The sequence below is a fragment of the Microbacterium sp. DWRC1-3 genome, from assembly GCF_049896645.1.
GTDB lineage: Bacteria > Actinomycetota > Actinomycetes > Actinomycetales > Microbacteriaceae > Microbacterium > Microbacterium maritypicum.
Genome location: NZ_JAFCUS010000001.1, coordinates 317,316 through 336,138 on the forward strand (window position 1 = coordinate 317,316; position 18,823 = coordinate 336,138).

Annotated in this window: 17 protein-coding genes; 7 read left to right on the forward strand and 10 right to left on the reverse strand. The window is 67.9% G+C overall.

The genetic code is table 11. The features are described 5' to 3' along the window. Positions 1-38 precede the first annotated feature (38 nt). Positions 39-1,457, forward strand: coding sequence for a PucR family transcriptional regulator (locus tag ACP699_RS01525; protein ID WP_426168592.1), 1,419 nt, complete (start codon positions 39-41; stop codon positions 1,455-1,457). A 61-nt stretch (positions 1,458-1,518) separates the two neighbouring features. Here ACP699_RS01525 and ACP699_RS01530 read toward each other — a convergent pair whose 3' ends face one another. Beyond that, positions 1,519-2,025, reverse strand: coding sequence for a hypothetical protein (locus tag ACP699_RS01530; protein WP_426168595.1), 507 nt, complete (start codon positions 2,023-2,025; stop codon positions 1,519-1,521). Positions 2,026-2,154: 129 nt separating this feature from the next. Then, positions 2,155-2,721 (reverse strand): peptide deformylase, encoded by a 567-nt coding sequence (def, locus tag ACP699_RS01535; RefSeq protein WP_426168598.1) that lies wholly within the window; start codon positions 2,719-2,721, stop codon positions 2,155-2,157. Positions 2,722-2,782: 61 nt separating this feature from the next. Here def and ACP699_RS01540 point away from each other — a divergent pair, with 61 nt between their 5' ends. Next, positions 2,783-3,877, forward strand: coding sequence for a DMT family transporter (locus ACP699_RS01540; protein ID WP_426171509.1), 1,095 nt, complete (start codon positions 2,783-2,785; stop codon positions 3,875-3,877). A gap of 38 nt (positions 3,878-3,915) precedes the next feature. Here ACP699_RS01540 and pgl read toward each other — a convergent pair whose 3' ends face one another. Genes pgl through tkt form a run of 6 tightly spaced genes read right to left on the reverse strand, consistent with a single transcriptional unit; the run spans position 3,916 to position 12,029 of the window. After that, the gene (gene pgl / locus ACP699_RS01545; RefSeq protein ID WP_031206051.1) at positions 3,916-4,695 is read right to left on the reverse strand and encodes a 6-phosphogluconolactonase; all 780 of its coding nucleotides are present in this window, start codon (positions 4,693-4,695) and stop codon (positions 3,916-3,918) included. A gap of 5 nt (positions 4,696-4,700) precedes the next feature. Next, on the reverse strand, positions 4,701-5,636 hold the full coding sequence (locus ACP699_RS01550; protein ID WP_055867726.1) for a glucose-6-phosphate dehydrogenase assembly protein OpcA: 936 nt from the start codon (positions 5,634-5,636) through the stop codon (positions 4,701-4,703). Then, positions 5,633-7,183 carry a glucose-6-phosphate dehydrogenase gene (gene zwf, locus ACP699_RS01555; RefSeq protein WP_017830394.1) on the reverse strand — a complete coding sequence of 517 codons (1,551 nt, stop codon included), beginning with the start codon at positions 7,181-7,183 and terminating at the stop codon, positions 5,633-5,635. Before zwf ends, ACP699_RS01550 begins: the two co-directional genes overlap by 4 nt. Positions 7,184-7,204: 21 nt before the next feature. Further along, positions 7,205-8,812 (reverse strand): glucose-6-phosphate isomerase, encoded by a 1,608-nt coding sequence (locus ACP699_RS01560; protein ID WP_055867732.1) that lies wholly within the window; start codon positions 8,810-8,812, stop codon positions 7,205-7,207. After that, positions 8,809-9,921 carry a transaldolase gene (gene tal, locus ACP699_RS01565; protein WP_055867735.1) on the reverse strand — a complete coding sequence of 371 codons (1,113 nt, stop codon included), beginning with the start codon at positions 9,919-9,921 and terminating at the stop codon, positions 8,809-8,811. The genes ACP699_RS01560 and tal overlap by 4 nt, the downstream gene beginning before the upstream one ends. Continuing rightward, the gene (gene tkt, locus ACP699_RS01570; RefSeq protein WP_426171511.1) at positions 9,918-12,029 is read right to left on the reverse strand and encodes a transketolase; all 2,112 of its coding nucleotides are present in this window, start codon (positions 12,027-12,029) and stop codon (positions 9,918-9,920) included. The genes tal and tkt overlap by 4 nt, the downstream gene beginning before the upstream one ends. A gap of 205 nt (positions 12,030-12,234) precedes the next feature. Here tkt and ACP699_RS01575 point away from each other — a divergent pair, with 205 nt between their 5' ends. After that, the gene (locus ACP699_RS01575; RefSeq protein ID WP_371861307.1) at positions 12,235-13,155 is read left to right on the forward strand and encodes a heme o synthase; all 921 of its coding nucleotides are present in this window, start codon (positions 12,235-12,237) and stop codon (positions 13,153-13,155) included. A gap of 73 nt (positions 13,156-13,228) precedes the next feature. On the opposite strand, the gene ACP699_RS01580 is transcribed toward ACP699_RS01575, so the two are convergent. Together ACP699_RS01580 and ACP699_RS01585 are read right to left on the reverse strand one after the other, a co-directional pair. Then, a complete protein-coding gene (locus ACP699_RS01580; RefSeq protein WP_426168604.1) occupies positions 13,229-13,678 on the reverse strand; it encodes a hypothetical protein in 450 nt (149 codons plus the stop codon). 68 nt (positions 13,679-13,746) lie between these two features. Then, complete coding sequence (locus ACP699_RS01585; RefSeq protein ID WP_426168607.1) at positions 13,747-14,853, reverse strand: COX15/CtaA family protein; 1,107 nt, start codon at positions 14,851-14,853, stop codon at positions 13,747-13,749. Between the two features lie 233 nt (positions 14,854-15,086). On the opposite strand from ACP699_RS01585, the gene sufB reads away from it, so the two are divergent. From sufB to sufC, 4 genes are read left to right on the forward strand one after another with little or no spacing between them, the layout of a single operon-like run. After that, a complete protein-coding gene (sufB, locus tag ACP699_RS01590) occupies positions 15,087-16,505 on the forward strand; it encodes a Fe-S cluster assembly protein SufB (protein WP_055867748.1) in 1,419 nt (472 codons plus the stop codon). After that, complete coding sequence (gene sufD / locus ACP699_RS01595; RefSeq protein ID WP_055867751.1) at positions 16,505-17,722, forward strand: Fe-S cluster assembly protein SufD; 1,218 nt, start codon at positions 16,505-16,507, stop codon at positions 17,720-17,722. Before sufB ends, sufD begins: the two co-directional genes overlap by 1 nt. Beyond that, positions 17,719-18,045 (forward strand): non-heme iron oxygenase ferredoxin subunit, encoded by a 327-nt coding sequence (locus ACP699_RS01600; protein ID WP_017830403.1) that lies wholly within the window; start codon positions 17,719-17,721, stop codon positions 18,043-18,045. Before sufD ends, ACP699_RS01600 begins: the two co-directional genes overlap by 4 nt. A gap of 3 nt (positions 18,046-18,048) precedes the next feature. Continuing rightward, positions 18,049-18,819 (forward strand): Fe-S cluster assembly ATPase SufC, encoded by a 771-nt coding sequence (gene sufC / locus ACP699_RS01605; RefSeq protein ID WP_017830404.1) that lies wholly within the window; start codon positions 18,049-18,051, stop codon positions 18,817-18,819. Positions 18,820-18,823 lie beyond the last annotated feature (4 nt).

Here is an 18,823-nt window from a genome sequence, read left to right on the forward strand (position 1 = left end):
ATGGAGTGCCACCCGTTCACACTTTGTATGATCAAGGTGTGGCTCGTGATGTCGCCTCCGTGGCGCGATACCTCCAAGGTGAGCTGCTGCATGGCGGGGTGTCGAGTGCCCGGCATGTGAACTCGGTCGTCGCTCTCGAGTCCTTCGGCGCTCCGACCGACCGCCTGTTCGCCACTCTCGTCGTCGTCGACGCCGCGCAGTGGGACGAACTCGCCGACGATGCGGACCGGCTCACCCTCTTCCGGGACGTGGTCGTGGTCACCGGCGCGGACACGCCAGCGGTCCGGCGCATGCTCGAGGAGGGCGGCGTTACCGCTATCGTCCGAGCGGGCACGTCGTACGAGCTGCTGATGCCGACGCTGACGACCCTGCTCGCCGTCGACCAGGCGGCCGAGGCGAGAGCGATCACCTCGGCGATGCGGGTGCTCACGCTCGCCGCTCGACGCAGCGGGATCACCGGCGTCATCGCCGAACTCGCGCACCGGATCGACGGATGGGCGGTGCTCCTCGACCGCCACGGAGAAGTGATCACGACCGCAGGCGCGGGGAGTCTGCACATCGACGATGCGATCGCGGTCGCTGTCGGCCGCCCCGTGCGGGTGCGCCACCGCGCGCTTCAGGTGCATCCTGTCGGTCCGGGGCAGGACATCACCGCGCAGTTGGTCACCGCGCCGCGCAACGACAGCTCCGGTCGAGGGAGGGAGCTCAGCTCTCAGGCCGCAGCGTTGCTCGATCTCCTGATGCGCACCCGGGACAGCAGCCACCTCGAACGCCTGGGCCGATCCATGATGCTGGAGACCGTGCTGGAGGGAGGGGAGGAGGCGACACGGCTCCTCCGACGTTGGGGCGTGCACGAGCGGAGCCTCGTGGGGTTCGCCCTGGCCTCACGCACGAGCGGAGTGGACGTCGAGCACCTGCTCGCGCTGTGGCTCGACGAACTCGGGGCCGAGCATGTCTTCGCCGCGCAACGAGGACTCATCCGCGGCGTCGTGCGCGAGGATCATGCGCAGGAGATCGCGCATCGGGCGCAGGCCTTCGCCTCGACGCTCTATCTCGGACTCGGGCGCCCGGCCACGACGGATACGCTCGCCCGCAGTGTCGACGAGGCCCGACAGGCCTGCGAGACGGCTCGTGCGGGTGGGGAGCGCGTCGTCCGCTACGCATCGATCCCGACGGTGTCGTTCGTGCTCGGACAGTTGGATGCGGACCAGACGCAGCGGATCGGTCGGCTTCTGGATCCGTTGCGCGGCGTCGAGCAGCAACCCGAGCTCATCGAGACCCTGCGCGTCTTCCTCTCCGCGAACAGCGCCTGGGGTGAGCGCGCCACGCGGTTGCGGATCCACCGGCAGACGTTGGCCGCGCGGATCAGACGGATCGAGGACCTGATCGGTCTCTCGCTGTCGGATCCTGATGATCGCGTCGCCGCCTGGCTCGCGCTGCGTGCGTCGGACGGCTGAACCCCTCGGAACGACGAAGAGGGCCCCGCCGGATGGCGAGGCCCTCTTCTGAGACGGTGGATCAGCGCGCGGCGCCGGCCAGCGAACCTGTGGTCTGCCCAGCCGGGTCGAAGACGATGCACTGGATCACGCGGTCGTTGTTCTGCTCCCACGAGTCCTTGGTGGGAACGAGCGTGGTGACATCGAATGCGGAGTCCTGGTAGGCCACGCCCACGAACGTCGTGTACGCGTCTCCGATGCACTCCTGCGTCGCCGCGTCGATGTCGGTGTCGGAGAACTCGCCATCCGGCATCGTGATCTCGTAGTACACCTCCTGGTCGTGCGGGTCGGTGCAGGGGAGGATGTTGGCTTCGGTCATCGTGCCGGAACCGGTGTCGAGCATGCAGTCGCCCAGCTTCACCGAGAAGACGCCGACGTTCGAGCTCTCCGTGACCTGGCCGCTCTCCTCGTCGCGGTTGGCGTCGCCGGAACCGCCGCCGAGAATGCCGTTGAGAGCGCTGCACCCGCTGAGGGCGACCGAGAGCGCCACTGCCGATCCTGCGAGCATCAGGGCGCGTCGAGTGCGCATCTTCATCATGATCTGTTTCCCCTCCGAAGCGTGATGCGGAGGCATGCGAAAAGCCCCCGCCGCGAACACGCTAACCCCCGGCGAGTCTGTGACGCAACTCGAAGGATGCTGTGGTTCGGCTGGGAGCGCTCAGCCTTCGAGGTCGTCGACGCCGGGCATCCAACTCGCGCCGGGGCGTCCCCACCCGCGCTTTCGGGCGATCTTCTGCGCGGTCTTCCAGTCGCTGTCCGACAGGCGATCGACGTACAGGATGCCGTCGAGGTGATCGAACTCGTGCTGCATGATGCGGGCACGCCACCCGTCGACATCGATCGAGACCGGCTGCCCTTCCAGGTCGGTGGCCGTGACGTGGACGCGCTCCGACCGGCGCAGCGGGAACCGCTCGCCGGGGAACGAGAGGCAACCCTCGGATTCGAGATCCGGGTCGGGTTCACCCGGTTCGAGTGGCACCATCCAGAGTGTGGGATTGATGAGAACGCCGCGCCAGGGTCGTTCGTCGTCATCGACATAGGCATACGTGTAGATGCGCAGGGGCACTCCGACCTGCGGAGCGGCGAGGCCGACCCCTGGGGCGGTGTCCATCGTCTCGAACATGTCGGCGACGAGGGCGCGGACGTCGTCGGTGATCTCGTCGACGGGGGAAGCGGGGGAGTGCAGGACGGGGTCGCCCATGATGCGAATCGGAAGTACAGCCACGTCACAACCCTAGTCGGCGGCACTCGCCAGGTAGGGTCGTACTGTGAATGCTGGGGTGTGGATGAACACGGTCGAGGACGTCGGCGATCAGCTCGTCGGCGCGTTCCAGAACCCGGACCTGCTGCTCGGCATCCCGCTCGCTCTCGCCGGCGCCGTCTTCATGTCCCTCGGGGCCCAGTATCAGCACCGCGGTGTCGAGAAGGTCGAACGCCTCAGCGGGGCCAACGGCGCCTCGGGCCTGAGCCTCGATCAGCTCAAGCGCCTCCTGACCCGTCCGTCGTGGCTCATCGGCACGCTGATGCTCGGACTCGCCGTGATCTGTCAGCTCGCCGCCCTTGTGAAGGCGCCGCTGATCGTCGTCCAGCCGCTCGGGGCGATCGCCCTCGTGATCACCACCTTGCTCAACGCGCGGATCTCCGGCCACTCGCCGACGCGGCAGTCGCTGACCGCCATCGTGTGCTGCGTGGGTGGCATCTTCCTCTTCGTGTTCTTCGCGGCGATCTACGCGACCGAGCAGGATGTCACCGACCGTGAGCTCTTCACGATCCTGGCGCTCCTGCTCGTGGTCATCATCGTCCTCGGCGCCTGCTGGCTGATCCTGCGCCGCCGGATGCGCGCCCTGTTCTACGTGATCGGCGCGGGAATCCTCTACGGGTTCGTCGCCACCTTGGCCAAGGTCGTCATCAAGCGCATCGAGGCCGGTCAGTTCGAATGGATCACCGGGATCTGCGTGCTCGCCCTCGTCTCGGCGGCCGCTGTCGGCGCATACTTCGTGCAGACCGCGTACAGCTCGGGTCCGCCCGACCTCGTGATCGCCGGGCTCACGGTCGTCGACCCTCTCGTCGCCGTGCTCATCGGAATGGTCGTGCTGGGCGAAGCCTCTGCGGCTCCGTGGTGGGTGCTCGTGATCTTCGCCGTCGCCGGAGGCATCGCCGTCTGGGGCGTGGTGGGGCTCGCCCGCTACCACCCTCAGGTGCTCAGCGACAGCCAGGATCTGGGAATCCAGCGAGGCAGCACGCCAGGCGGATCATCGCAGGGCGGCACTGGAGAGGCTCCCTCGTCGCAGTCCGCCGCGACGAGTGCTCCGGAGCACTCGGATAGCTCGGGACGTCCGCAGACGCCGCCGTGGCACGACGGTTCGTCAGAGCGACCCTAGCGACAGCGAACCGAGCGGCCGCGCGTGGCGGCACCGACTCAGTAGGCCTGATCGATCAGGTCGACCGAGACCTCGGAGGCCGCGGCTTCATCCACGAAGAACACCGTGCGCTTGCGCCCCTTGGCGCCTGCGGCGGGCACGCTCGAGTAGCTCGCCCCCGCGAGAGCGAGGCCGAGAGCCGAAGCCTTGTCGGCGCCCGTCATCACGAGCCAGACCCGCTTCGAAGAGTTGAGCACCGGGCGGGTCAGCGTGACACGCTCGGGCGGCGGCTTCGGCGAGTTGCGGACGGCGAGGACTGCGGCATCCGTCACCGTGACCTCCTCCCGATCCGGGAAGAGGGAGGCGATGTGCCCGTCAGGGCCGACCCCGAGGAAGCACACGGCGAAAGAGGGCCACGGATGCTCGTCGGTACCGAACCGCGCCAGGTCCGCCGCGTACGCCGCCGCGGACTCGTCGAGGGTCAAGCCGGTGTCAGGGCCGGCGACCTCGTGCACGTTCTCCTGGGGCACAGGGATGTGGTCGAGGAGAGCCTGTCGGGACTGCAGCGAGTTGCGATCGACATCGTCGCGCGGCACGAATCTCTCGTCACCCCACCAGAAGTGCACGAGCGACCAGTCGATCTCCGCCGCTCGCGGGTGCTCGGACGCCGCACGCAGCACCGCACCGCCCATCGAACCGCCCGTGAGGGCGATGTGCGCGATGCGACCGTTGCGTGTGCGCGCGCGCACCCGTGTCAGGAACCGGTCGGCCACTCGGGTGGCGAGGGCTGCGGGCGTGGCTTCCACCACGACCCGCTTCTCTGCGGACGATGTCGTCATCGACGTCACTCTCCTGTCTCGGGCGGACCCAGCTTCTCCCAGCCCTCGGTGATGACTCGACCGTACAGGACGTCCGGGTCGAGTCGACGCAGCTCCTCTGCGAGGCACTCGCGCAGAGTGCGTCGCGGCAGGTGCAGGTCGTGGTTCGGCTGTCCCGGCTGCGTGAGCACGGCGACGCCGGGTGTCGGGCGCTCCAGGAGGATGTCGCCGGACTCGCGTGTCAGGCGCACCGACTTGATGCCCTCCGCCCAGTGCTCGGGGTCTTCGTAGGACCAGCGCACCGGAACATCGAGCGCCATCTGCAGCCAGGCGGCCAGCAGCGCGGTCGACGGGGAGGCCGCGGCTCCGCGCACCTCGACGCCGGTGATCTGCTCGTACGGCGGCTGGTCGAGCACAGCGGCGAGCTGCTCGCGCCAGTGGGTCAGACGCGTCCACGACAGATCGGTGTCGCCGGGGGCGTGGGTCTCGCCCAGGAGCGCGAGCCGGTCGCGGACGTCGTTCGCGGTGGCGGCATCGGTGATGCGTCGCTGCGCGATCTTGCCGAGCGGTGACTGCGCAGGCGCCACGGGGGCCGCCTCCGGCCACCAGGCGACCACGGGAGCATCGGGCAGCAGGAGGCCGGTGATCAGGCTCTCCTCGTTGCTGGCGGCGTCTCCGAAGGCGCGAAGGACCACGACTTCGCTGGCGCCGGCATCTCCACCGACGCGGATCTGCGCGTCCAGGCGTGACTCGCCCTCACCTGTGGTGATGACGATGACCCGCATCGGGTGCTCTCGTGAGGCGTCGTTCGCGGCGTCGATAGCCGCTTCTGCGACGCCGTTGCGCGCAGCGATCACGAGCGTGAGCACGCGGCCGAGGGCGACGGCTCCACCCTCTTCGCGGACCTTGACCAGCTGCTTCGCGACCTGGCTGACGGTGGTGTCGGGAAGGTCGATGATCACGGGCGTCTCCAGACTCGTCCATCGCGGGCCAGCAGGTCGTCAGCGGATGACGGTCCCCATGAGCCGGGCGCGTACTGCTCGACCGGGCCGCCTTCGGCTGCCCAGTACTTCTCCACGGGGTCGAGGATCTTCCAGGAGAGCTCGACCTCCTCGTGCCGCGGGAACAGCGGCGGATCGCCCAGGAGGACATCGAGGATCAGACGCTCGTAGGCCTCGGGGCTCGCCTCGGTGAAGGCGTGGCCGTATCCGAAGTCCATCGTCACGTCGCGCACGTTCGTGCCGCTGCCGGGAACCTTCGACCCGAAGCGGATCGTGACGCCCTCATCCGGCTGGACGCGGATGACGAGGGCGTTCTGCCCGAGTTCCGAGGCGTTTCCGCGCCCGAAGAGGTGCTGAGGTGCACGCTTGAAGACGACGGCGATCTCGGTCACCCGGCGTCCGAGACGCTTGCCTGTGCGCAGGTAGAACGGCACGTCCGCCCACCGGCGCGTGTCGATCTCGAGCTTGATCGCGGCGTACGTCTCCGTGGTCGACTCGGGGTTCATCCCCTCTTCTTCCAGGAAGCCGGTGACCTTCTCGCCCCCCTGCCACCCGCCCGCGTACTGACCGCGAGCGGTCGCGAGGGAGAGATCGTCCGGGACGTGCACCGCCGCGAGCACCTTCTCCTTCTCGGCGCGCAGGTGCTCAGCCGAGAGGCTGATCGGCTCTTCCATCGCGGTGAGAGCCAACAGCTGCAGCAGGTGGTTCTGGATCACGTCACGGGCCGCACCGATGCCGTCGTAGTATCCCGCGCGTCCGCCGACGCCGATGTCCTCGGCCATGGTGATCTGCACGTGGTCGACGTAGTTGCGGTTCCAGATCGGCTCGTACAGCTCGTTCGCGAAGCGCAGCGCCAGGATGTTCTGGACCGTCTCCTTGCCGAGGTAGTGGTCGATGCGGAAGATCGAGTCGGCCGGGAAGGCAACCTCGAGCGCGGCATTGAGCGCCCGCGCCGACTCGAGGTCATGGCCGAAGGGCTTCTCGATCACGACGCGACGCCAGCGCTCGTCGTCGTCGCTGTTCTCGCCGACGAGACCGGACTCCTTGAGCTGCTTCGCCACCAGCGGGAAGTCCTTCGGCGGGATCGACAGGTAGAACGCGTGGTTGCCCATCGTCCCCCGTTCGACGTCGAGCTTCTCGATGGTCTCGCGGAGCTTGCGGAAGGAGTCCGGATTGTCGAACTCGCCCGAGACGAAGCGGATGCCCTGCAGCAGCTGGGTCCAGGTCTCCTCGCGGAACGGTGTGCGCGCGTGCTCCTTGACGGCGTCGTAGACGACCTGCGCGAAGTCCTGGTCCTCCCAGTCCCGGCGGGCGAATCCGACCAGGGCGAACCCGGGCGGGAGCAGTCCGCGATTGGCGAGGTCGTAGACCGCGGGCATCAGCTTCTTGCGTGAGAGGTCTCCGGTGACGCCGAAGATCACGAGGGCGCTGGGCCCGGCGATCCTGTTGAGACGGCGGTCATCGGGGTCACGCAGCGGGTTGTGCCCGCGCGAGATGGGAACAGACATCGGTGGGGGATTCTCCTGCTGTTACTTCTGTGCGGCTTCGAAGAGGGCGAGCACGTCGTCGGAGGACTCGGTGATCGTCAGCGTCACGACGGGGCGGCCGTGCTCGGCGAGTACGGCGGCGTCACCGGCGGCCTGCGCCTGGATGAGCTGTCCGAAGGTGAACGGACGGTCCGGGATCTCGAGGTCGACCTCGGTGCGCTCGAGGATCTGCAGGAACACGCCCTGCGCGGGCCCGCCCTTGTGGTACTGGCCGGTCGAGTGCAGGAACCGCGGTCCCCATCCGAAGGTCGTGGGTCGTCCGGAGTCCGCCGCGACGAGTTCGCGCAGGCCCTGGAGCTGCGGCACCTCGAGACGGTTGACGTAGGCCTGGATCGACACGTATCCGTCTGCCGGGAGCTGGGCCCAGAGCGCATCGAGCACGCCCTCGACGCTGCCGGAGGTGGCGAGAGCCGGGTCGGACACCCGCACCTCGACGCCGTTCTCGATGAACGCGGGAGCCGTCGGCTCCGGGCGTGCGTCGAGGAGCCCGCGCGCGGCGATCTTGGCCGATTCGACATCGGGCTGATCGAACGGGTTGATGTGGAGCAGGTGACCGGCGATCGCCGTCGCGTACTCCCACACGATGAGCTGAGCGCCCAGCGTCCCGCTGACGAGGATCTCGCCCTCGTGACGCTCGTGCAGGTGGAACTCGTTGGCGTCGTCGACCAGCCGCACGATCTGCAGGTCGGCGGGCACGGGGTCGAGCTCGGGGGAGACCGGGAGCAGGACGACCGGGAGGATTCCGGTGCCCTCCTTGCCGGTGGACTCGGCGATCAGCTGCTCGATCCAGTCCGGGAGGCCCTTGATGTGCGTGCCGTCGGTGATGAGGCCGAGCTTGTCGCGGCGGGGTGTCGTCGCCGCGATCGCCGCGCCCAGACGAAGGGCGGGGTTGTCTGCCGAGTCGACGGCGACCTCCAGAAGCGAGGCCTCGGCCTCGTTCAGCAGCTCGTCGATGTCGACACCGGCGAGCCCCGACGGCACGAGGCCGAAGGCGGTGAGCGCCGAGTAGCGTCCGCCGACGTTGGGGTCCGCGTTGAAGACGCGGTATCCCGCCTCGCGGGCCGAGACATCGAGCGGAGAGCCGGGATCAGTGACGACGACGATGCGCTCGACGGGGTCGATGCCGAGGTCGCGGAACGCCGCTTCGAAGGTGCGACGCTGCGAGTCGGTCTCGACCGTGGAGCCGGACTTCGAGGAGACCACCAGCGCCGTGTCGGCGAGGCCCTCGTCGAGAGCGGCGAGCACCTGGCCCGGAGCCGTCGAGTCGAGGATGGTCAGCGGCACTCCGGCGGTCTGCGCGATGACCTCGGGGGCAAGCGATGATCCGCCCATGCCCGCGAGCACGACGCGCGTGACGCCCTTGGCGTTGAGGTCGGCGCGCAGCGCGACGATCTCGGCGACCAGCGGACGCGAGATCGACACGGCTTCCACCCATCCGAGCCGGACGGATGCCTCAGCCTCGGCGGCCGGCCCCCAGAGCGTCGCGTCCCCGCCGGTGATGCGCGAGGCGACCAGATCGTGGACGAGGCTGGGCACCGTCTCATCGATCGCGGCGCGTGCTGCACCGGACGTGTGGATCGAGAACGTCATCGCTGCGACTCCAGACCCTCGGCGACCTGCGTCAGCAGGTCGTGCCAGGAGTCGATGAACTTCGCGACGCCCTCGTCCTCCAGCACCTGGGTGACATCGGCGAAGTCGATCCCGACCTCGGCGAGGCCGGCGAACACGGCTCGTGCCTCTTCGTAGCCGCCCGTGATCGTGTCGCCCGTGACGACGCCGTGGTCGAACGTCGCCTCGAGCGTCTTCTCGGGCATCGTGTTGACCACGCCCTGGGCGACGAGCTCGGTGACGTACAGGGTGTCGGGAAGGGCCGGGTCCTTGACACCGGTCGACGCCCACAGCGGACGCTGCAGGTTCGCACCGGAGTCGAGCAGCGCCGTGGCGCGGTCGCCGGCGAAGGTCTTCTCGAACAGCTCGTAGGCGAGGCGTGCGTTGGCCAGGCCGGCCTTGCTCTTGAGCGCTTCGGCGGCATCCGTGCCGATCGCGGTGAGGCGCTTGTCGGTCTCGGTGTCGACACGCGACACGAAGAACGAGGCGACGGAGTGGATGGTCGACAGGTCGATGCCTGCGGCCTTCGCCGTCTCGAGACCGGTGAGGTAGGCCTCGATGACCTCGGCGTAGCGTTCCAGGCTGAAGATCAGCGTGACGTTGACGCTGATCCCCGCCCCGATCGCCTCGGCGATGGCCGGAAGGCCGGCCTTGGTCGCGGGGATCTTGACGAGCAGGTTCGGGCGGTCGACCTTGGCCCACAGCTCCTTGGCCTGCGCGACCGTGCCGGCGGTGTCGTGCGCGAGGTCGGGGGAGACCTCGATCGAGACGCGGCCGTCGACGTGGTTCGAGGCTTCCCAGACGGGGCGGAACACGTCGAGGGCTGCCGCGACGTCCTGCGTGGTCGCGGCGAAGACCGCTTCCTCCGCCGTCGCGCCCGAGGCGGCGAGCTCGGTGACCTGTGCGTCGTACGACGTGTCGTTCTTGTCGGTGATCGCATTCGCGAAGATCGTCGGGTTGGTCGTGACACCCACGACGTTGCGCGACGAGATCAGATCGGCCAGGTTGCCCGAGGCGATGCGCGTGCGGGAGAGGTCGTCGAGCCAGATGCTGACGCCGGCGGCGGCGAGCTGTGCGGTGGGGGTGCTCATGCGTTCTCCTTGGTGCTGTTGGCCGCGATGGTCTCGCGGGCGGCCGCGATGACGGCCTCGGTGGTGATGCCGAACTTCTCGAAGAGGGTCTTGTAGTCGGCGGAGGCGCCGAAGTGGTCGATGCCGACCGAGCGGCCGCGGTCGCCCACGATGCCGCGCCAGCTGAGCACCGAGCCCGCCTCGACGGAGACGCGGGCGGTGACGGAGGCCGGCAGCACGCTCTCGCGGTACTCCGCGTCCTGCTCGTCGAACCACTCCAGCGACGGGGCGGAGACGACGCGCACGTTCACGCCTTCGGCGGCCAGTGCCTCACGGGCGTTGACCGCCAGCTGCACCTCGGAGCCCGTGGCCACGATGATGACGTCCGGCGTGCCGTTCGGCGCTTCGGCGAGCACGTAGGCGCCCTTGGCCGCGTTGTCCGCCGAGGCGAACGTGTCGCCCGATGCCGCGCCCTCGCCACGCGCGAACACCGGGATGTTCTGACGCGTCAGCGCGATGCCTGCCGGTCCTTCGTGGCGACGGAGGATCTCCAGCCACGTGGCGGCCGTCTCGTTCGCGTCCGCAGGTCGCACGACCGTGAAGTTCGGGATCGCGCGGAGCGTCGCCAGCTGCTCGATCGGCTGGTGGGTGGGGCCGTCCTCACCGAGGGCGACCGAGTCGTGCGTCCAGACGAAGATGCTCGGCACGTTCATGAGCGCGGCGAGACGGACGGGCGGGCGCATGTAATCGCTGAAGATGAGGAAGGTGCCGCCGAACGCGCGGGTGGGTCCGTGCAGCACGATGCCGTTGATGATCGCGCCCATGGCGTGCTCGCGGATGCCGAAGTGCAGTACCCGGCCGTAGGGGTTGCCCGACCACTCGTGGGTCGACCACTCCGCGGGGATGAACGAGGGCGCGCCCTTGATCGTCGTGAGGTTCGACTCGGCGAGGTCTGCCGAACCGCCCCACAGCTCGGGGAGCTCAGCGGCGAGGGCGTTGATGACCTGGCCGGATGCCGCGCGGGTCGAGACTTCCTTACCCGCCTCGAACACGGGCAGCGCGCTCGTGATGTCGTCGGGGAGCTGGTGTGCTTCGAGGCGGTCGAGCAGTGCCTTCTTCTCGGGGTTCGCCGCGGCCCAGGCGTCGAACGACTCCTGCCATGCGGCACGGGCCTCGGCGGCGCGGGCCGCGAGTCCGCGGGTGTGCGCGATCACGTCGTCGGCGACGACGAAGCTCTGCTCGGGGTCGAACCCGAGGACCTTCTTCGTGGCGGCCAGCTCTTCGGCGCCGAGAGCGGAGCCGTGGATCTTGCCGGAGTTCTGCTTGCCGGGCGACGGCCAGCCGATGATCGTCTTGAGGATGAGGAGCGAGGGCTTGGCGGTCTCGCCCTTGGCGGCCTCGATGGCGGCGTGCAACTCGGCGACGTCTTCGACGTACTCGCCGGTCTTCTTCCAGTCGACGACCTGCACCTGCCAGCCGTAGGACTCGTAGCGCTTCGCGACATCCTCGGTGAAGGCGACGTTCGTGTCGTCCTCGATGGAGATCTGGTTCGAGTCGTAGATCGCGATCAGGTTGCCGAGCTGCTGGTGGCCTGCGAGCGAGGAGGCCTCGCTGGTCACGCCCTCCTGCAGGTCGCCGTCTCCGGCGATCACGTACACGAAGTGGTCGAACGGGCTGGCTCCCGCCGCGGCCTCGGGGTCGAAGAGACCGCGCTCGTAGCGGGCGGCGTAGGCGAAGCCCACGGCCGAGGCGAGGCCCTGTCCGAGCGGACCGGTGGTGATCTCGACGCCCTTGGTGTGGCCGTACTCCGGGTGGCCCGGTGTCAGCGAGCCCCAGGTGCGCAGTGCCTTCAGATCGTCGAGCTCGAGTCCGAAGCCGCCGAGGTAGAGCTCGACGTACTGGGTGAGGGAGGAGTGGCCGGCAGAGAGGATGAAGCGGTCGCGACCGAGCCAGTCCACATCGTTCGGGTCGTGGCGCAGCACGCGCTGGTACAGGAGATATGCCGCCGGAGCGAGGCTCATGGCTGTGCCGGGGTGACCGTTACCGACCTTCTCCACGGCATCGGCCGCCAGGATTCGTGCGGTGTCCACCGCGCGCCGATCGATCTCATCCCACTGCAATTCCGACACGTTCATGCCCTTTCCGACAGTTTCGAGGGCGCCCGTATTCCCTGGCGCATCCGCATCATCACGGAGAGGTGTGCACATCGCCGGGCGCGCGAGTGGTTTCAGCATAGCGGTGAGGTGACTTGCGCTACGCGGGCCCGCGAGCCGGAACACGTCATCCGGTGTCATACACTGGAGAGGTTGTCCGGTCACACGTGCGGAGGAGGCGATCGAGATCTCGACGATGTCTGATCAGACCGTGAGGAAGTCGTCCATCGGTCGCACGGTGAAGGCCTACATCACGCTCACCAAGCCGCGTGTCCTCGAGCTCCTGCTCGTGTCGACCGTGCCGGTGATGTTCCTGGCGCAGGGGGGACTGCCGAACCTGTGGCTCGTGTTGGCGACCGTCATCGGCGGTTCGTTGAGCGCCGGTTCCGCCGCATCCTTCAACATGTACCTCGATCGCGACATCGATGCGCACATGCACCGCACCGAGAACCGTCCGCTGGTCACAGGCGAGGTCAGCCCTCGCGGTGCCCTGGTCTTCTCGTGGACGCTCGCCATCGCCTCGACCGTCTGGCTGCTCGCCACGACCAACTGGCTCACGGCGGCCCTCTCGGCCACGGCGATCTTCTTCTACGTCGTGATCTACACGATCATCCTGAAGCGCCGCACCGAGCAGAACATCGTGTGGGGCGGCATCGCGGGCTGCTTCCCGGTGCTGATCGGCTGGTCCGCGGTCACCGGTTCGCTCGACTGGCCGGCATTCATCCTCTTCCTCCTCGTCTTCCTCTGGACGCCGCCGCACTACTGGCCGCTGTCGATGAAGTACAAGGACGACTACGAGGACGTCGACGTCCCCATGCTCGGCGTCACGCGCAATGCCTCGCAGGTCGGCCTCCAGGTGATCCTCTACGCGTGGGCGACCGTCGCCTGCTCGCTCCTGCTGGTACCGATTGCGAACATGGGCCTCGTGTACACGATCTCCGCTGCGGTCTTCGGCGGATGGTTCATCTACGAGTCGCACCGCCTCTACAACCGTGCGGTCCACGGCACCGAGCCGCGTCCGATGCGCGTGTTCCACGCCTCGATCACCTACCTGACGCTGATCTTCGTCGCGGTCGCGGTCGACCCGCTGCTCCCGTTCTGACACTGATTCCGAACGACGAAGCGGCGCCGAGGAATTCCTCGGCGCCGCTTCGTCGTTTGCTGCCGGTGGTCGATCAGCGGGTGATCGAGGGTGAGCCGTCCGGGTTCGCGTCGGTGGCCGGGGCGTCGTCTCTCGTGACCTCGTCTTCGTGAACGACATCTTCGGTTGCGGGGGTCGTTTCCGCAGACGGGGTCGTGGCGACGGGAGCGGGCGTCTCCTCAGCCTCGACGGTCCAGTCGATGGCCTCGACGACCGCCGGTGCCGGTGCAGGGACGAGCGATCGCGCGGCGACGAGCGTGAGCGTCAGCAGGATGCCGACGATTCCGGCCGCGAGCACTCCGGCACCCACCACGACGAGCGACTGGCCGACGTAGACCTCGACGCCGGTGGCCGTGCCATCGAGCAACGTGGTCGTCATCGTGCCGATCTGACCCGAGATCAACCAGGCGCCGACCGCCGTGGTGGCGAGGGAGACGACCAGGAGGAGCCAGAACCCCATGCTTCGTGTGAGTGACTTGTTCATGTCGCCCACCATCGCGGATGCGCTGATGAGTCCGCGATGTGGAAGCTATGGAACGACTGTGCGGGCCCTCAGGCGTCGACGGGAACCGGACGCTTGAGGCGCAGCACCACGACGGTGTAGGCGGCCGCCGAGAGCGAGGCCAGGACCATGTGGATGCCGACGAGCAGCGGGGGGAGTCCTTCTCTGGCCTGCCAGATGCCGACCCCGACCTGCACGAGGATCGCGAGCGCGAGCACGAGCAGCCAGCGTCGAGGCTCCAGGCGCAGCACCCAGGCGGAGACCGTCAGGAACAGGACCAGCGCCGCGAGGATGTAGCCCGGCCACGAGTGCACGTGCGCGAGCACGGTCGCGTCGAACCCGTGGCGCAGCACGTCGGCATCCCCGGAGTGCGGACCGGATCCGGTCGTCAGCACACCGAAGACGATCGTGACGGCCAGGGCGAGACCGGTCACGTGGGTGACGGCGGCGAACCATGCGGGAACGGCGCGCTCGCGAGGTCCGGGCGAGGTCTTCAGGCGTACGAGGAAGGCCGCGGTGATGCAGACGAGCAGCAGGGAGGACGTGTAGTGGAAGCCCACGATGAAGGGGTTGAGGCCGGTCAGGACCGTGATGCCGCCGACGAGCGCCTGGGCCACCACGCCGATCAGGGTGAGCCAGGCGAGCAGGACGAGGTCGCGCCGGGTGGGAGTAGTGCGTACCGAGCGGACGGCTGCAGCGATGACGGCGACCAGCAGGACGGCGAGGGCGATCGGCGAGGCGGGGAAATGCAGGGGAGTGGCGATGGCGAACGTTGCGACAGCCGCGACGATCCCACCCAGTGCGAACCAGAGGGCGTTGACCAGGCCGCGCTTTCCGCTGAACAGATGCAGGACCAGCAGCACGACCGCCAGGGCGATGATGCCGACGACGCCGGTCATCAGTCGATTGCCGAACTCGATGATCCCGTGGATGCCCTGCACCTCGAGGATCGGCACGAGGGAGTCCGGGGTGCACAGCGGCCAGTCCGAGCACCCGAGGCCCGAGCCGGTGAGCCGCACGGCCCCGCCGGTGCCGATGATGATCGTCTCGCTGATGAACGACAACCACGCGAAGACCGTCAACGCACGACCCCAGGACGAGGAACGAGGGGGGACCCCCTGCGTCGTCGAGGTGGCGGGGATCATCGTGTCGGGCATAAGTCCTCCGGACCGCGCGAGACGCGGCGGGCATGGCCCGTCTGTCAGGCGGAACCTGTAGAATCGGATTGTTGCGATGAGCGCTGACAGCGCTGAAGCATCGTCAACAGTTTAGGCGCGATGGAAGCGCCGGTGATGAGGGCCCACCAACGGCACCCGCTCCCGCAGGCTCGACGGGGATCAGGTGTGTCGGGGCGGATGACACCGTTTGGGACCTGTGAGGAGAGTGTTGGATGTCGGATGTGCTGATCGACCGCCCGGAGCTTGACGGTCTGGGGGTGTACGAATTCGGCTGGCACGATGAGGATGCTGCGGGTGCCATCGCGAAACGCGGTATCTCCGAAGACGTCGTCCGTGGGATCTCGGGCCTCAAGAACGAACCCGAATGGATGCTGAAGACCCGCCTCAAGGGGTACCAGCTCTTCGGGCGCAAGCCGATGCCGACCTGGGGTGCAGACCTCAGCGAGATCGACTTCGACAACATCAAGTACTTCGTCCGCTCCACCGAGAAGCAGGCGCAGACGTGGGAAGACCTTCCCGCCGAGATCCGTGAGACCTACGAGCGCCTCGGCATCCCCGAGGCCGAGCGTCAGCGCCTCGTGGCTGGCGTCGCGGCGCAGTACGAGTCCGAGGTCGTCTACCACCAGATCCGTGAGGACCTGGAGCAGCAGGGCGTCATCTTCATGGACACCGACACCGCGCTGCGCGAGCACCCCGAGTTCTTCGAGGAGTACTTCGGCACCGTGATCCCCGCCGGCGACAACAAGTTCGCCGCGCTCAACACGGCCGTGTGGTCCGGCGGCTCGTTCGTCTACGTTCCCAAGGGCGTGCACGTCGAGATCCCGCTGCAGGCGTACTTCCGCATCAACACCGAGAACATGGGTCAGTTCGAACGCACGCTGATCATCGCCGACGAGGACAGCTACGTCCACTACATCGAGGGCTGCACGGCTCCGATCTACAAGTCGGACTCCCTGCACTCGGCCGTCGTCGAGATCATCGTGAAGAAGAACGCCCGCGTTCGCTACACGACGATCCAGAACTGGTCGAACAACGTCTACAACCTGGTCACCAAGCGCGCCGTGGCGTACGAGGGCGCGACCATGGAGTGGGTGGACGGCAACATCGGCTCCAAGGTGACGATGAAGTACCCGTCGATCTACCTGATGGGCGAGCACGCCAAGGGCGAGACGCTGTCGGTCGCCTTCGCCGGTCCCGGTCAGCACCAGGACGCCGGCGCGAAGATGATCCACATGGCCCCGTACACGCAGTCGTCGATCGTCTCGAAGTCGATCGCCCGCGGTGGGGGACGCGCCGGTTACCGCGGCGAGGTGCGAGTGGATGCTGCGGCACACCACTCCGCGAACACCGTGCGGTGCGACGCCCTGCTCGTGGACACCAAGTCCCGCTCCGACACCTACCCGGCGATCGACATCCGTGTCGACGACGTGCAGCTCGGCCACGAGGCCACGGTCTCGAAGGTGAGTGAGGAGCAGCTGTTCTACCTGCAGTCCCGCGGCATGCCAGAGGACGAGGCGATGGCGATGATCGTGCGCGGCTTCATCGAGCCGATCGCGCGTGAGCTGCCCATGGAGTACGCGATGGAACTGAACAAGCTCATCGAGATGGGCATGGAAGGATCGGTCGGCTAGTGACGGCCTCGACGACAGCGCCTGCCGAGGCGCAGCACAGCAACGCGCCCGAAGGCGCGCACATCGACCCGGCGGCCCAGGTCGCCGCCGCGGGCTTCGTCCCGGTGCAGACCCGCTCGGAGCGGCCGCACTCCTTCGAGCCCGCCGACTTCGGTGCCCCGACCGGGCGCGAGGTCAACTGGAAGCACACCCCGGTCGCGCAGCTCACCTCGCTGTTCGAGGTGGCGTCGCCGAACGACGGTGTCAGCTACACGTACGGCGCGGGGGAGCAGTACATCGCCGCTCCGCTCGCCATCGGTGCGGCTCCCCGTGGCGAGGTCTTCCTCGCGGAAGACGTGACGGCCGCCGTCGCGTGGCAGGGGAGCACCGAGGCACTCCACGTGCGCATCCCGCGCGAGGAAGAGGTCGCCGAGCCTGTCTTCATCTCCATCGCGGGTCTCGGAGCGCAGCGCCGTGCCGACGCGCACATCGTGATCGAGGCACTGGAGCACAGCTCTGCGACGGTCGTGCTCCAGCACACCGGTTCCGCGCAGTACGCGCAGAACGTCGAGATCATCGTGCGCGACGGCGCGAAGCTCACGGTCATCAGCCTGCAGCAGTGGGAGGACGACGCGGTTCACGCGGCCGCACACCAGGCTCGGGTCGGCGCCGATGCGACGCTCAAGCACTTCGTCGTGAGCTTCGGCGGCGGCATCGTGCGCGTCAACCCGAACGTCGAGCTGGCCGGCGCCGGTTCCGAGGGCTACCTCTACGGCCTCTCCTACGCAGACGCCGGGCAGCACCTGGAGAGCCAGGTCTACCTGCACCACAAGGGCCCGCACACCAAGGGCGACGTCCTCTACAAGGGGGCGCTGCAGGGTCAGGGCGCGCACAGCGTCTGGATCGGCGACGTCCTCATCGGCGCCGACGCGACGGGCACCGACTCGTACGAGGCGAACCGCAACCTCGTCCTCACCGAAGGTGCACGCGCCGACTCGATCCCGAACCTCGAGATCGAGACGGGCGACATCCTCGGTGCCGGGCACGCGAGCGCCACCGGTCGTTTCGACGACGAGCAGCTGTTCTACCTGCAGGCGCGCGGCATCACCGAGGAAGAGGCGCGACGCCTCGTCGTGCTCGGATTCCTCACCGACATCGTGCAGCGCCTGGGTATCCCCGCCCTCGAGGCCGAGCTGCTCGCAGCCATCGAGACGGAGCTCGCCGAGGTGAGTGCATGACCGCCGAGCGCGTCTGCGGCGTCGCCGACCTGGAACAGGACATGCCTCTGCGCGTGGACCCGGGCGGCGTGCCCATCACGGTGATCAAGGACGGCGAGGGTGTCATCCACGCCATCGGCGACACCTGCACCCACGGCGACATCTCGCTGTCTGAAGGCTTCGTCGAGGGCGACACGGTGGAGTGCTGGGCACACGGCTCCGCCTTCTCGCTGCTCACCGGCAAGCCCCAGAATCTCCCCGCTTATGAGCCCGTCCCGGTCTACGTCGTCCAGATCGACGGCGACGACGTGCTCATCGATCCGACTGTGATTAAGGAAGTCTGAAGAATGTCTGTTCTCGAGATCCGCGACCTGCACGTGACGGTCGAGACCGAGGCGGGGACCACCCCGATCCTCAACGGAATCAACCTCACCATGAACACCGGTGAGACCCACGCCATCATGGGCCCCAACGGCTCCGGCAAGTCGACCCTGGCCTACACGATCGCCGGTCACCCCAAATACACGGTGACCTCGGGATCCATCACGTTCGACGGCCAGGACGTCCTGGAGATGAGCGTCGACGAGCGGGCCCGCGCCGGCCTGTTCCTCGCGATGCAGTACCCGGTCGAGATCCCCGGCGTCACGGTGACGAACTTCCTCCGCACCGCCAAGACGGCGCTCGACGGCGAAGCACCGGCGATCCGCGGCTGGACCAAGGACGTCAAGGCGGCCATGTCGAACCTGCGCATGGACCCGAAGTTCGCGCAGCGCAACGTCAACGAGGGCTTCTCCGGTGGCGAGAAGAAGCGCCACGAGATCCTGCAGCTCGAGGTGCTGAAGCCGAAGTTCGCGATCCTCGACGAGACCGATTCCGGCCTCGACGTCGACGCGCTCAAGATCGTCTCCGAGGGTGTCAACCGCGCGAAGGAGTCCACCGGACTCGGCGTGCTGCTGATCACGCACTACACCCGCATCCTTCGCTACATCCGCCCCGACTTCGTCCACGTGGTCGTCGCGGGCAAGATCGTCGAAGAGGGCGGCCCCGAGCTGGCAGACCGGCTGGAGAACGAGGGATACGACCGTTTCCTCGACCCTGCAGCTCCGATCGAGGCGTAGGCTG